This is a genomic window from Tomitella gaofuii (assembly GCF_014126825.1).
Lineage (GTDB): Bacteria > Actinomycetota > Actinomycetes > Mycobacteriales > Mycobacteriaceae > Tomitella > Tomitella gaofuii.
On sequence record NZ_CP059900.1, the window covers coordinates 1,820,347 to 1,833,599 of the forward strand.

A 13,253-nucleotide genomic window follows, 5' to 3' on the forward strand; every position below is an offset into this window, starting at 1 on the left:
CGCCGCAGTTCACTGGGGCAGGTCTCGTTCCGCCAGAGTGCGAGTGATCTCCTCCCACTGGGAGCTCGCGATCAGTTGGTTGTGCCGGCGCACGGCGGTCTGCCACGAACCGAACTCCGCTGGGAGCTCGCGCCACGAGATGCCGGTGCGGGTCTTGTAGAGAGCCGCGTCGACGATCGTGCGTATGTCAGTGCGTGGCCGCCCGCGGCGAGGGCCGTCTTCTGTGTGAACGATGTGCTCGATCCAGCTCCATTGCTCATCTGTGAGTCGTTGATAGTCGGGCTCGGGGCCCTCGATGTCGCTGCTGTCGTCACCATGCTTCGCCTGGTCATCGATTCGCACGGCTTTGACCACGCCGCGGATGACAGCACACTCGGTGCATTGGGCGGTGAGTGTGACAGTCTGAAGTGGCCCCACCTGACCTGGTAGTGCTGGCCTGAAATGGCCCCACCCTCGACCGACCATCTCTAGCCTTCGTCGTGTCCGTCCAAAGACATCGGCGAGAGGGCCAGGGAGTGAAGGAACGATCGAGAGTGGAGCAATACGAACGTATCCGACGAGACCATCGTGATGAAGGCCTGTCGATCCGCGCACTGGCACGCAAACACAGGGTCCACCGCCGTGACGTGCGTCTGGCACTCGCCTCGGCGATACCGCCACCACGCAAGACCCCCGACCGGGCCGCCCCGGTCCTCGGCCCGCACGAGGCGACGATCCGCCGGTGGCTGACCGAAGACCTCGACGCGCCGAAGAAACAACGCCACACCGCCCGCCGTATCTGGCAGCGGCTACTCGACGAACAAGGAGCAGACGTGGCCGAATCGAGTGTGCGGAACCTCGTCGCCCATCTGCGTGTCGAGATCGCCGGCGAGCAGGTGCAGGTGATGATCCCGCAGGCCCATGGGCCTGCCGAGGAAGCGGAGGTCGACTTCGGTGAGTTCACCGCCGTGATCGCCGGGATCGTGATGCGCCTGTTCATGTTCTGCATGCGCCTGTCGCATTCGGGCAAGGCCGTGCACGTCGCCTACGCGAACCAGGCCCAGGAGTCGTTCCTTGATGGGCATGTTCAGGCGTTCGCCGCGTTCGGCGGGGTGCCGATCGGGCAGGTGCGCTACGACAACCTGACCGCCGCGGTGGTCAAGGTGGCGCTCGGGCGTGAGCGGTTCGAGCATCCCCGGTTCATCGCCCTGCGCTCGCACTACGGCTACGACTCGTTTTACTGCATCCCCGGTATCGACGGGGCGCATGAGAAGGGTGGTGTCGAGGGCGAGATCGGCCGTTTCCGGCGCCGGCACCTGACCCCGGTGCCCCACGCCGGTTCGCTGGCCGAACTCAATCTCATACTCGCCGCCGCGGACGCCGCCGATGACGACCGGCGTATCGCCGCCCGGGCCGAGACCGTCGGGGCGGCGGCCGCCCGGGAGCTGCCGCTGCTGCGGCCTTTGCCCGATGCGCCGTTCGACGTGGCCGCGACGCTGTCGTGCCGGGTCGACGCGAAGGCGCGGGTGTGTGTGCGCCAGTCCTACTACTCGGTGCCGGCACGGTATGCCGGCCGGCGCCTGGAGGTGCGTCTCGGCGCCGACACGATCGAGGCACTTGACCCGGACACCGGCATGACCGGCGGGCGGGTCATCGCCCGGCATGTCCGGTCGCTGCTGGGGGGCAGCGAGGACCTGCTGCTCGATCACTACCTGGAGGTCCTCGAGCGCAAGCCCGGCGCCCTGGCCGGGGCGACCGCCCTGGCCACCGCCCGCTCGCGCGGCGTGTTCACCGCGGCCCATCAGCGGTTCTGGGTTGCCGCCCGCAATCAGCTCGGTGACGGGGCCGGCACCCGCGCGCTGATCGGGGTGCTGTTGTTGCACGGCACCATCGATGCCGACGCGATCGCCACGGGCATGACCGCGGCACGCGAGGCGGGCATGTTCTCCGCGGAGGTCGTCGCCGTCGAGGCCCGGCATGCCGCCGACGCGGCCAGGCCGGCCGTCCCGGTGGCCGTGCCGGACACGGCCGCGGCGGCGGCCGGCGAACGGCCGGTGCCGTCGCTGGCCGGCTACGACCGGCTCCTCACGACCGGCCGGGTGAGCGCATGACCACCGCCAGGAAGGCGCCGGCGGGTGCGGCGGTGGGCGCGTGGACCGATGAGGCTGCGTCGGCGGCGATAGCTTCTGCTGCAACGGTTTTGCGGCTGCCGACCGTGGGTGGGCATGCCCAGGGGATCGCCGCTGCGGCGGCCAAGCAGCGACTGTCGCATCTGGGGTTCCTCGCCGAGGTGCTCACCGCCGAATGCGACGAGCGGGACGCGCGGATGCGGATCCGCCGGGTCCGTGAGGCGAAGTTCCCGCGCACCAAACGCCTCGCCGACTTCGACGCCGCCCGCCTGCCGGCCCTGCCCGCGGCCACGCTGGCGCACCTGGCCGGCGGCTCCTGGATCGACAAGGGCGAGCCGTTGGTGCTGCTCGGCGACTCTGGCACTGGGAAGACGCACCTGCTGATCGCGCTGGGCACCGCGGCCGCCGAGCAGGGCCGCCGGGTCCGGTATGTCACCACCGCGGCGCTGGTCAACGAGCTGGCGGAGGCGGCCGACGCCCGGCAGCTGTCCCGCGTCGTCGCACGCTACGCCCGCCTGGACCTGCTCTGCCTCGACGAGGTGGGCTATGTGCATCTCGATCCGCGTGGGGCGGAGTTGTTGTTCCAGGTGATCACGGCCCGGGAGGAACGCGCCTCGATCGCGTGCGCATCGAACGCCCCGTTTTCCGAATGGGGAGCAACGTTCACCGACCCGCGTCTCGCGGCGGCGGTGGTCGACCGGCTCACGTTCAACGCGCACATCATCGCCACCGGCACCGACTCCTACCGGCTGGCCACCAGCGCCGCGCACACCACCGGCAACCAGGCGCCGAGGAAGGAGACCCACCCCGCCTGACCAGGCCCCCACGGCCACGTCATACCCGACTATCAACCGTGTCCGGGGTGGGGCCAAATCAGACCAGCACGCCGGGGCCAAATGAAGTTGTCATTCTCAGGGCGGTTGGTTCAACGTAGCGAGGGGAATGCCCGGCCAGGGTCTCGACGTGCCGACAGGTCAGTTCCACTCGCCAGGTGGCGCTGCGGTCGATGTGCAATGAGGGTGGGTATAGGAGCTGTCGGAGCTCATCGCGCTGAGCCGGCGAAAGTGGCGGGAATGGGCAGCACAGGTGGCAGTGCTCCACCCTGTTGTTCTCGAGACGCCAAACACCCATGTTGCATGCCGCGTGCTCGGCTCGGAACTCGGCATTGTCGGCGTCGATCCGCGCAAGGCTCTCTTCGTCCGTGCCCAGGCTCGGCTCGCCGAGAAGGGCGCGCCCACATGCGCGGCAGGGTTCGTCGGCTGCATAGGCTTCATACGGAAGCTGGAGGTCGTCGCATGCCCGCTCCATCTGCTTCGCCTCCTCTGCTTGCGCCCACGATTCCGAGAGCAGTGCCCTGCTGCGTGGTGTGTGCAGGACGCGGGGGGGGGAGAGCTGTCGAGCTCCCGTCGGGGTTCTGCCGCGAATCGGACATCGTCACGCTCTCCTTCGAGGTCTGATGCGGCCGCAATGCGAGTCGTGTGCAACCCGCCTCGACCGCAACTGGAAGCGATAACTTCCTGGAAGTCATGACTACCAGACCCGAGGCTGGTTGTGTGACAGAACCGCTGAAGAAGGTGCTCGGAGCGCAGGTGCGCGATGTGCGCCTTGCGCGCCGTCTGTCGCAGGAGGGTCTCGCCGAGGAGCTCGGCGTCTCGACTCGGTACCTCGCGGGCATCGAGCGTGGGGAGCGTAACCTCACTCTGGACTCCGTCGATGCTCTGGCGGAGCAACTAGGTGTTGAGGCGCAGGCACTGGTCGTCCGTCAGTGACGTTCGGCGCTCGAGTCACTCTTGCGCGGCGAACCGTGTGGGCATCATGGATGCCTGCCGGAGTACACACGACTTCGGGCGAGCTGAGAGAATGTCAGAGGTGCCGTCTACCTTCAGTGTTGGTTGGGCGGCATCACCAGTACCAGTCTCGTCGCCCCGCCGCTCGGCAGGTTGTCTAGTCACAAGTGAAGGATCCCGGTGCCACACAGCTCCATCAACCACGCGCGAATTGCGGCGCTCATCTGGAATATCGCTGACGATGTCCTCCGCGACCTCTACGTTCGAGGCAAATATCGGGACGTGATCCTTCCCTTCACGGTCCTGCGTCGCCTGGACAGCGTCCTTGGCCCGACGCGCGATGCAGTGATGGCGATGAAGAAGATGCTGGACGAGGCGGGCGTCGCTGACCAGGATGCACCGCTGCGCGATGCTGCCAAGCAGGACTTCTACAACACATCTGGTTTCTCGCTGCAGGATCTGCGGCACGTGTCGAACTCGACGCGCCTGCGGCAGAACTTCGAGGCGTACCTCGATGGCTTCTCGCCTAACGTGCAGGAGATCATCGACAACTTCGAGTTCCGTAACCAACTACCTCGGCTTACGAAGGCTGACGCGCTCGGTGCGTTGATCGAGAAGTTCCTCGCTCCAGACCTCGATCTCTCCCCAGCGGGCATGGACAACCACGGGATGGGCACCGTCTTCGAAGAGTTGGTGCGCCGCTTCAACGAGGAGAACAACGAAGAGGCCGGCGAGCACTGGACGCCGCGTGACGCTGTGCGCCTGATGACCCGGCTGATGTTCGAACCCATCGCAGACACGATCCCGTCGGGTACCTACCGGCTCTACGACGGTGCGATGGGCACCGGTGGCATGCTGACCGTCGCCGAAGAGACCCTGAAGCATCTGACGGAGCTGTCCGGCAAGAAGGTCTCCACGCACCTCTACGGGCAGGAGATCAACGCCGAGACGTACGCGATTGCGAAGGCCGACCTGATCCTCAAGGGCGACGGCAAGGCGGCCGACAACATTGTCGGCGGTCCGGAGTACTCCACCCTGTCGAACGACGCCTTTGCGGGGCAGGAGTTCGACTTCATGCTCTCCAACCCGCCGTATGGCAAGAGTTGGAAGACAGACCAGGACCGCCTCGGCGGCGCGAAGAAGATCATCGACCCACGGTTCGTTGTCAACCACGACAATGACAGCGAGTACTCGCTGGTGACGCGGAGCAGCGACGGGCAGCTGATGTTCCTCGCGAATCTGATCTCGAAGATGAAGCAGGGCACCGAGCTTGGTTCCCGGATCGCATCGGTGCACAACGGCTCCTCGCTGTTCACCGGTGATGCCGGCCAGGGCGAGAGCAACATCCGACGATGGATTATCGAGAACGACTGGCTCGAAGCGATCGTCGCGCTGCCGCTGAAGATGTTCTACAACACCGGTATCGCCACGTACGTGTGGGTGCTCTCCAACCGCAAGGAGGATCGCCGCAAGGGCAAGGTCCAGCTCATCGACGCCACGAGCTGGTTCACGCCGCTGCGCAAGAACCTGGGCGAGAAGGGCGTCGAGGTCAGCTCGACTGACGCCGACAAGGTGCTCGAGGCATTCAAAGCATTCGACGAGTACGAAGACACCGACCGCTCGAAGGTATTCGACGGCGTGGACTTCGGGTACCACAAGATCACCGTCGAACGGCCGTTGCGCATCGCCGGTGTCGACCCACACCGTGTCTACACGGCGAAGGAGATCAAGCAGCTAAAGGAGGACGGCGTGCGAGACGAGAGCGCGCCGCCTCTCATTCGCAAGGCACTGCCGTACGCGGCAACGCCGGATCCGCTGCACGGGAGGTACGAAGCCGTCATCGACGGCCGTGCCCGCGTCGTCGAGTACGAGCCCGACACCGAGCTGCGCGACACCGAACAGGTACCACTCAACGAGCCCGCGGGTGACTATGCCGACGGCGTCGAAGCATTCTTCCGTCGCGAAGTCGAGCCATACGCCCCTGATGCCTGGATTGACGACTCGAAGGCGAAGATCGGCTACGAGATCTCCTTTACTCGTCATTTCTACAAGCCCGCGCCGATGCGCACCCTGGCTGCGATTCAGGCCGACATTCGTGCGTTGGAGGCAGAGACTGAGGATCTGATCGCTGAGATCGCAGGTGAGGACTGATGGCAGTGTCATTGTTTTCTCCTCCGCGGCTGGATAGATCGGCGGATGCATGGAAAACCCGATCTCTTCGGTCACTCCTGGCTCCCCGCAGCGAAAGGGACAGGCCTGATCTTCCACTCCTGACGGTCGCTCGTGAACGCGGCGTATTCGTCCGTTCGGATGAAGATGCAAATCACAATGCGATTCCTGACGATCTCAGTAACTACAAAGTTGCACGGTCGGGAGACTTGGTCATAAACAAGATGAAGGCCTGGCAGGGCTCATTGGGGCTCGCCCCGGTCGACGGCATAGTTAGTCCTGCTTACTTCGTGTTCGAAGCCAACTTCGAGGTACCGCGTTTCGGTGAGTATCTTTTGCGAAGCAAGCCCTATGTGGCAAAATTCGGTGCAGCATCGGACGGCGTGCGGATCGGGCAGTGGGATCTCGACATTTCTCGCATGCGAAACATCGAAGTGTCGCTACCGCAGGCGGATGAGCAGGCGGCGATCGCGCAGTACCTAGCCCACGCGAACGCCCGAATCGACAGGGCTATCGCCGCTAAGCGCCGCCTGATCGCCCTCCTGGATGAGCAACGCGAGAAGGTACGGGCCGACCTATTCTTGGGGCTGCCAGGACACGCGGCTCGCCTCAAGGACGTTGCCACGATCCAGACCGGTCTGACCCTCGGCAAAGACTATGGGTCGCAGGAACTGACTGCTTACCCGTATTTGCGGGTGGCGAACGTTCAAATGGGAAGAGTCGACGCCTCGACCATTGCGCACGTTGCCGTGCCTGAGCGTGAAGCGGTCAGATCAACCCTCCGTGCTGGTGACGTACTCATGACCGAAGGCGGCGACATTGACAAACTAGGTCGAGGGGTGGTGTGGAATGGTCAGATTGAACCGTGCCTTCATCAGAATCACGTCTTTGCAGTCCGCTGCAAAGACGTGATTCTGCCCGAGTTCCTCGCCTCATGGCTTTCTGGACCGGTTGTCCGCGAATATTTCTACCTGACCGCGAAGAAAACTACGAATCTCGCGTCAACTAATTCGACGACGTTGGGGAAGCTGCCGGTCGTTCTACCGTCATTGGCAGAGCAAGGTCGTATATTGCGTGATATTGAAGACCGAACTGCGTCGATGGATGTGACGATCGGGAAGGCGGAACGGGAGGTCCTACTCCTTCAAGAGTTCCGGACTCGCCTCATTGCCGATGTCGTGACAGGCCAGGTCGATGTCCGCGCGATCGCAGCATCGTTGCCTGAAACCCTGGAACAGGACACCCATCTGGACGCGCTGTTGGATGATGACCTCGAGGATGAACTGGGCGAAAGCGAGGAGTGAGCATGCGGCGTCTCAATGAGGAGAGCTTGGAGGCACTTATCGTCGACCAGATGGTCGACGGGGGATGGGCCGAGGGCGCGCCGGCCGGCTACGTCGCGTCCTATGCGCTTGACCTCGGCCTGTTCACGAAGTTCATCGAGGCGACCCAGCCCGACCTCGTTGAGCCGCTTGGACTTACGTCGGAAACGCCTACGCGTCACAAGTTCCTTGCGCGGCTTCAGGGGGAGATCACGCGCCGTGGCGTCGTGCATATGCTGCGCAACGGCATCGACCACCTCGGTCTGCATGTTGATCTCTACTATCCGACGCCTGACGCGGCGAACCCGAAGGCTGCCGCTCTCTTCGAGGCGAACCGCTTTGTGGTCACCCGGCAGGTGCATCATAGTGTGAGCAACACGGGCGACGCTGTTGACCTCGTCGCGTTCGTCAACGGACTGCCGGTGTTCACGTTCGAATTGAAGAACAACATCACGAACCAGACGGTCGAGGACGCTGTACGGCAGTATCAGCGCGACCGCGACCCCCGTGAGCCGCTTTTCGCGTTCGGCCGGACCATCGCGCACTTCGCCCTCGACGACCAGCGAGCCCGATTCTGCACCCAGCTCAAGGGCGCTTCCTCCTGGTTCCTCCCCTTCGACCGGGGCTTCAACGACGGGGCCGGCAACCCGCCGAACCCCGACGGCGTAATGACCGATTACCTCTGGCGGCAGGTGCTTGCTCCGCTCAGTCTCGCGGGGATCATCGAGAACTACGCGCAGATCGTCGTTGAGAAGAACCAGAAGACTGGCAAGAAGGTCTCGAAGGCGATCTTCCCGCGCTACCACCAGCTCGACGTCGTCCGGAAACTACTCGCCGATGTCGAGGCGAACGGCGCGGGCCATCGGTACCTGATCCAGCACTCTGCAGGCAGCGGCAAGTCGAACTCGATCGCCTGGTTGACCCATCAGTTGACCGAGACGACCCATGACGGTCGCATCGCTTTCGACTCGATCATCGTCGTCACTGACCGCATCATCCTCGACAACCAGCTCACCCAGACCATCAAGTCGTTCCTGCAGGTGGGCTCAACAGTTGTCCACGCGGATCGGTCGGGGGACTTGCGCCGCGCGATCTCGGCCGGCAAGAAGATCATCGTGACGACGGTGCAGAAGTTCCCATACATCCTGGATGACATCGGAGCGGACCACCGGGACCGCACGTTCGCCATCGTGATCGACGAAGCACACTCGTCGCAGGGCTCGAAGACGTCGGCAGCAGTCTCCCGAGCTCTTGCCGGCGTGGACGACATCGAAGACGACAACGTCGAGGACCAGATCAACCGGATCATCGAGGGCAAGAAGCTGCTGCCGAACGCGAGCTACTTTGCGTTCACGGCGACTCCGAAGAACAAGACGCTCGAGATGTTCGGCGAGCCAGTACCGAACGCCGAGGGCGGCACGGGATTCCGACCCTTCCACTCGTACACGATGAAGCAGGCGATCCAAGAGGGCTTCATCGTCGATGTCCTCGCGAACTACACCCCCGTCGGCAGCTACTACAAACTGATGAAGACCGTCGAAGACGACCCCGAGTTCGACGCGAAGCGCGCATCGAAGAAGCTCCGCGCGTACGTCGAGGGCAACGAACACGCCATCGCGCAGAAGTCCACCATCATGGTCGAACACTTCCTCGCGCAAGTGGTGGCGAAGCGCAAGATCTCCGGGCAGGCCCGGGCCATGGTGGTGACGTCATCGATTGCACGCTGCATCGAGTACTTCCACGCGATCCGTGAGGCACTCGCCGCGCGCAAGAGCCCGTACCGAGCGGTCGTCGCCTTCTCCGGCGAGCACGAGTACAAGGGTATGAAGGTGACCGAAGCCAGCCTGAATGGCTTCCCCACCAACGCCATCGCTGAGCAGGTGAAGACCGATCCTTACCGGATCTTGGTGGTCGCCAACAAGTTCCAGACGGGATACGACGAACCGCTGCTGCACACGATGTACGTCGACAAGGCACTTTCCGGAGTGCTGGCGGTGCAAACACTGTCGCGCCTCAACCGTGCCCAGCCTGCCAAGCACGATACGTTCGTGCTCGACTTCGCCAACGACGCCGACGAGATCCAGCGTGCGTTCGAGCCGTATTACCGCACGACTGTGCTGGCCGAGGAGACCGACGCCAACAAGCTTCATGACCTGGTCAACGATCTCGACACCTTCGCCGTGTATACGATCGAACAGATCGACGAGTTCGTGAGTCGCTACCTGGCTGGCGAGAGCCGTGACCGGCTCGACCCGCTGCTCGATGTGAGTGTCGCGGAGTATATAGAGATGCCCGACGAAGACGATCAAGTGGCGTTCAAGGGCGGCGCGAAGGCGTTCCTTCGCACGTACAACTTCCTCTCGACTGTGCTGCCGTACGGGAGCAGCGAGTGGGAGAAGCGTTCAATCTTCCTCGACCACCTGGTGCCTAAGCTGCCCGCGCCGAAGGAGGAGGACCTCTCGGCCGGCATCCTGGAGAATATCGATCTGGAGTCGTATCGGGCCGAGAAGCTCAGTGCCATGAAGATCGTCCTTGACGATGAGGATGGCACTCTCGATCCAGTGCCGGCCGCCGGTGGTGGGCACCGCTCAGACCCAGACCTCGAGAGGCTCTCAGCGATTGTGCGGAGCTTCAACGATCACTTCGGCAACATCGAGTGGAACGATGCTGATCGCGTGAAGCGGTTCATCACCGAAGAGATCCCGCGGCTGGTGTCAGAGGACGAGGCCTACAAGAACGCGCAGGCCAACGACGATCCAGTCAACGCCCGCGTCGAGAGCGACCGCGCACTCAGCCAGGTCATGCTACGCCTCATCTCAGATGACACCCAGCTCTTCAAGGAGTTCCAGGACAACACCAGCTTCAAGCAGTGGCTCGCCAATGCGGTATTCAACGCGACCTACCGGAAGAGTGCTTGAGAACTTCTGTGCTGAAGGGTAAATCTCTCGGTATCAGCGGGCAGCAAACGTAGCCTGTTAAGGCTTGGTCTCGATACTCCGACTACCCCGTTGCTGTTCCTGCTGCGGGCGACCGCAGGCTTACATAGCGGCTAGAAAGACCAGCCTTGTGCCTTGACGAATCCGAAAAACTTCATAGTGGCTACCCCATGTTCCAATGCAACATTGGGGATCCTCTGGTTCCGGTCCGGGGTATTGGGTCCCTTTAGGTTCTCCTCGGTAACCACCACCCGTTGCTCTTGAAGTCCATGGGCAATGACCCAGGGGTCGGCATCGTTCTGTGTTCCGCTCACCCACTCGGGGTGGGCCTGAGTGATGTTGGCCACGGTCAACACCTCATCTTGATGCGTTGCGCATAGGAACCCGTGGAGATTCTTTGCCCAGGTGTGGAGGTCGTCGTCACCTCGCTCCAACTCGCGGAGGACTGCTTCGCAGATGCAGGCCTCTCCCTGGCTCACGAGGTCTTCGATTGAAGCCCATAGTGACGGGAAGATGTCGCGGGGGTAGAGCCGCTCCATGTTAATGAGAATGTTTGAATCGAGGGTGTAGCTCACTGGGTACTCCCCTCAGTCCGGTAATACTCCTCAAACATCTGTCTGACCATGGGAATTCGTGCGTTCAGGAGGTAACTGGCGTCCATCCAGTCAACTCGGGAGTCCTCCACGGCGCGCGCCACGGTTCCGATATATGTACTGCCAAGGTCTCGGTAACGCACGCGCCAGGGGGCAGGCCCGCCGGTCTTTGCCTTCTGGTCCGCTCGGCTCTTGGCCCAGACCGCGTCACTCTCCTGCCAGATGAGTTCCAAATCGCCGTCATCGATTACATCCAATGTCCGGAGGCGGATGCCTGCGGCCAGGAAGCTGACCTTGAAGCGCGCCGCTACCTTGGATGCTAGGTCGCTGGGCTCTCCATCCAATGTTCGCACCAACGCCGTGACCTGCTTGTAGGGCATGAGGAAGTTCGCCGCGAACGCATTAGCGATTGCCTCTTCATTCACATCCTCATCCAGATCGCACAGCCCGCTGGTTCTGTTGGCAAGGTGCGCTACCTCATGGAAGAGGGTGAAAACTTTGCCGTTGTTGGAATCGGATCCGTTAAGGATGATTACGGGCAAGGAATCGTGCTGGATGGACAGGCCTCGGAATGTGCTGAGAGGCACCTTCGTCGTCTGGAACACGAGGTAGCCATGGTGCTCCAGCAGTCCTCGCCAAAAGTTCAGTACCTGGTTCTGGCCATTTTCGGGGGGGACAAACTCTTCGCGGAGGCCGAGATGGGTACGGAGCTCGCTGGCACGCTTGCGGTAGGTGTCCCAAGTGATGGAACCCACTCGGGCTGTCTGCTCCGGCGCTCCCTGGAGATCTAACACTGTGTCGCGGTGCTGCTCCGCGCGACGCATTTCGCGCGCAAGAAGGGGGGGAAGGGGTTCCGCTCCACGCCCACGAAAGTCAGGGGTCTGTGGAACGTCCGTGGACGTTGGTGGAGGAGCGAAGAAGAAGGCCATTGTCCGGTCCAACTTCTTAGCAATCTTCTCTAGCTGCTTCAAGGTCGGCTGCTCGTCGCCGGACTCAAACGCAAGTGTCCGTTCGAGGGTTGTGCCAGCGGCGCTGGCCACGTCCTGGGCATCCAGGTGCATGACGGAGCGCGCCCAAGTCAGTGTGGCCCCGTTGATGGGTGCGCGTGCCATGGCGTTGCTCCTCCCTGAGTGACGGTGAGCGGCGGCAGGTCGAGTCTGAGTAATCTTGTCCCAATCATATGGTCAGGCACTGACCCTCAAGTGCTATCTGTCCGACGCCCCCTTCGTGTCAACGCTAGCGTCGCTGATGACTGTCGTTGCGGAGCATGGGGCGATCCTGCGCCGGTAGTCCCGGCGATGCCGCGTGGGATCATGGACCCATGGCTACTGATGACGCCGAGCGCACGCGGAAGATCATCCGCTGTGAACACTGGTCTGAGGAGCTTGGCCGCTTCGGCGGCTGGCACCACCACGAGGGTCCTCACGCGTGCGACTGGGGAACCACGATGGCGAGTGTCCGTACTGGGTCAGCGTTGGCGGTAGGCCAAACCTCCCGTCTCGGTAGAGGGAGTCGTGTAGCCATGCCAAGCCTTCCAGTGGAGCGCCCGCTGGTACGCTCACGACTCTGCCATGACCCCGGCTGATAGCTTGATTCCTGGTCATGTGGCAGCCCATCGGACAGCCTTAGCACCAAAGGTTTCGCAATCACCGGAACGCGGTGGAGTTCCGGTTCAACGTGTGAGTCGGGCTCCGGGTCGTCGTCCGTCCGTCGTGACCCCGGTGCGGTGATCGTGCCGAATATGCTCATTGCATGGCGTCGATTCAGACCTTGAGCGATTCGGACCGGCGGGTGCTCGCTCGGTGGGCGCTGTCATGCGCTGAGCGAGCGCTTCCGCAGTTCGATGCTGACGCTGCGGCGCACGCTGAGATCTGCGATGCGGTGGACCGTACCCGTGCCTACAGCGCCGGGGAGAGCAGCGCCGGCGAGGAGATCAAGAAGCGTTTGGTCGCTGTGAAGGCGGCCAAGGCCGCGACGACTCCGGCCGGTGCTGCCGCAGCGCGGGCGGTGGGTCAGGCGGCCGCGGTCGCGCACATGGGGGCCCACGCGCTGGGGGCTGCCGCCTACGCTGCCAAGGCCGTCTCGCTGGCTCACCCGGATCGACCGGAAGCCGTGCAAGAAGAAGTGCGATGGCAGGTCGCGAACCTCACAGATCGTGAGCGTGAGGCGCTGCGTCGGCTCCCGTCTCTCGGGGCTGACTCGTCTGGACCGCTCGGGGAGGGTCTTCTGTCGCGTGGCGTGCTCGGTTCAGTGATCCGACAGATCCAGGCGGATATTGGGTAGCGATCGCGCACGGAGCCTCGGGCAGCGTCAGCAGTGATGTCTCCGCCCTCCCGAG

At 63.2% G+C, this 13,253-nt stretch carries 10 protein-coding genes; 7 read left to right on the top strand and 3 right to left on the bottom strand.

Annotation, left to right across the window (positions count from 1 at the left end):
* Positions 1–9: 9 nt before the first annotated feature.
* Positions 10–354, bottom strand: coding sequence for a transposase (locus H4F70_RS08575; protein WP_220471789.1), 345 nt, complete (start codon positions 352–354; stop codon positions 10–12).
* A gap of 161 nt (positions 355–515) precedes the next feature.
* On the opposite strand from H4F70_RS08575, the gene istA reads away from it, so the two are divergent.
* The 6 genes from istA (at position 516) to H4F70_RS08605 (ending at position 10,304) form a co-directional block, all read left to right on the top strand.
* The gene (gene istA / locus H4F70_RS08580; protein ID WP_182359837.1) at positions 516–2,090 is read left to right on the top strand and encodes an IS21 family transposase; all 1,575 of its coding nucleotides are present in this window, start codon (positions 516–518) and stop codon (positions 2,088–2,090) included.
* A complete protein-coding gene (gene istB, locus H4F70_RS08585) occupies positions 2,087–2,923 on the top strand; it encodes an IS21-like element helper ATPase IstB (RefSeq protein WP_182359838.1) in 837 nt (278 codons plus the stop codon). The genes istA and istB overlap by 4 nt, the downstream gene beginning before the upstream one ends.
* Before the next feature lie 738 nt (positions 2,924–3,661).
* Positions 3,662–3,877: a helix-turn-helix domain-containing protein gene (locus tag H4F70_RS08590; RefSeq protein ID WP_182359839.1), complete on the top strand. Its 216-nt coding sequence runs from the start codon at positions 3,662–3,664 to the stop codon at positions 3,875–3,877.
* Positions 3,878–4,075: 198 nt separating this feature from the next.
* On the top strand, positions 4,076–6,046 hold the full coding sequence (locus H4F70_RS08595) for a type I restriction-modification system subunit M (RefSeq protein ID WP_182359840.1): 1,971 nt from the start codon (positions 4,076–4,078) through the stop codon (positions 6,044–6,046).
* Positions 6,046–7,368 carry a restriction endonuclease subunit S gene (locus H4F70_RS08600; RefSeq protein WP_182359841.1) on the top strand — a complete coding sequence of 441 codons (1,323 nt, stop codon included), beginning with the start codon at positions 6,046–6,048 and terminating at the stop codon, positions 7,366–7,368. Before H4F70_RS08595 ends, H4F70_RS08600 begins: the two co-directional genes overlap by 1 nt.
* A 2-nt stretch (positions 7,369–7,370) precedes the next feature.
* On the top strand, positions 7,371–10,304 hold the full coding sequence (locus H4F70_RS08605) for a type I restriction endonuclease subunit R (protein ID WP_182359842.1): 2,934 nt from the start codon (positions 7,371–7,373) through the stop codon (positions 10,302–10,304).
* A gap of 131 nt (positions 10,305–10,435) precedes the next feature.
* On the opposite strand, the gene H4F70_RS08610 is transcribed toward H4F70_RS08605, so the two are convergent.
* On the bottom strand, positions 10,436–10,897 hold the full coding sequence (locus H4F70_RS08610) for a DUF4411 family protein (RefSeq protein ID WP_182359843.1): 462 nt from the start codon (positions 10,895–10,897) through the stop codon (positions 10,436–10,438).
* On the bottom strand, positions 10,894–12,027 hold the full coding sequence (locus tag H4F70_RS08615) for an XRE family transcriptional regulator (protein ID WP_182359844.1): 1,134 nt from the start codon (positions 12,025–12,027) through the stop codon (positions 10,894–10,896). The genes H4F70_RS08610 and H4F70_RS08615 overlap by 4 nt, the downstream gene beginning before the upstream one ends.
* A gap of 640 nt (positions 12,028–12,667) precedes the next feature.
* Here H4F70_RS08615 and H4F70_RS08620 point away from each other — a divergent pair.
* Entirely contained in the window at positions 12,668–13,198 is a 531-nt protein-coding gene (locus H4F70_RS08620; RefSeq protein ID WP_182359845.1) for a putative immunity protein, read from the top strand.
* Positions 13,199–13,253: the final 55 nt, after the last annotated feature.